The 1569-nt window shown below is 54.7% G+C and carries 1 rRNA gene; it reads right to left on the bottom strand.

Annotated features, from left to right (window positions below):
- Positions 1–9: 9 nt before the first annotated feature.
- Positions 10–1569 (bottom strand): 16S ribosomal RNA (locus ACTNEP_RS20380).

Consider the following 1569-nt stretch of genomic DNA (forward strand, 5'->3'; position numbering starts at 1 on the left):
TATCCTTAGAAAGGAGGTGATCCAGCCGCACCTTCCGATACGGCTACCTTGTTACGACTTCACCCCAATCATTGGCCCCACCTTCGGCGGCTGGCTCCAAAGGTTACCCCACCGACTTCGGGTGTTGCCAACTCTCGTGGTGTGACGGGCGGTGTGTACAAGGCCCGGGAACGTATTCACCGTGGCATGCTGATCCACGATTACTAGCGATTCCGGCTTCATGCAGGCGAGTTGCAGCCTGCAATCCGAACTGAGAATGGTTTTATGGGATTTGCTCGACCTCGCGGTTTTGCTGCCCTCTGTACCATCCATTGTAGCACGTGTGTAGCCCAGGTCATAAGGGGCATGATGATTTGACGTCATCCCCACCTTCCTCCGGTTTGTCACCGGCAGTCACCTTAGAGTGCCCAACTAAATGCTGGCAACTAAGATCAAGGGTTGCGCTCGTTGCGGGACTTAACCCAACATCTCACGACACGAGCTGACGACAACCATGCACCACCTGTCATTCGGTCCCCGAAGGGAACTCCCTATCTCTAGGGACATCCGAAGATGTCAAGACCTGGTAAGGTTCTTCGCGTTGCTTCGAATTAAACCACATGCTCCACCGCTTGTGCGGGCCCCCGTCAATTCTTTTGAGTTTCAGCCTTGCGGCCGTACTCCCCAGGCGGAGTGCTTAATGCGTTAACTGCAGCACTAAGGGGCGGAAACCCCCTAACACCTAGCACTCATCGTTTACGGCGTGGACTACCAGGGTATCTAATCCTGTTCGCTCCCCACGCTTTCGCACCTCAGCGTCAGTTACAGACCAGAGAGCCGCCTTCGCCACTGGTGTTCCTCCACATATCTACGCATTTCACCGCTACACGTGGAATTCCGCTCTCCTCTTCTGTACTCAAGTTCCCCAGTTTCCAATGACCGCTTGCGGTTGAGCCGCAAGATTTCACATCAGACTTAAGAAACCGCCTACGCGCGCTTTACGCCCAATAATTCCGGACAACGCTTGCCCCCTACGTATTACCGCGGCTGCTGGCACGTAGTTAGCCGGGGCTTCCTCGATAGGTACCGTCAAGGTACCGCCCTATTCGAACGGTACTTGTTCTTCCCTAACAACAGAACTTTACGATCCGAAAACCTTCTTCGTTCACGCGGCGTTGCTCCGTCAGACTTTCGTCCATTGCGGAAGATTCCCTACTGCTGCCTCCCGTAGGAGTCTGGGCCGTGTCTCAGTCCCAGTGTGGCCGATCACCCTCTCAGGTCGGCTACGCATCGTTGCCTTGGTGAGCCGTTACCTCACCAACTAGCTAATGCGCCGCGGGCCCATCTGTAAGTGATAGCCGAAGGCCATCTTTCAACTTTCCTTCATGCGAAAGAAAGTATTATCCGGTATTAGCCCCGGTTTCCCGGAGTTATCCCAGTCTTACAGGCAGGTTGCCCACGTGTTACTCACCCGTCCGCCGCTCGTTCCACTAACGTCACTCCGAAGAGATCTGTTAGCTTCCCGCGCTCGACTTGCATGTATTAGGCACGCCGCCAGCGTTCGTCCTGAGCCAAGATCAAACTCTCAAT

Origin of the sequence: Gracilibacillus sp. HCP3S3_G5_2, from assembly GCF_052063305.1 — a bacterium.
Taxonomy (GTDB): Bacteria; Bacillota; Bacilli; order Bacillales; family Amphibacillaceae; genus Gracilibacillus.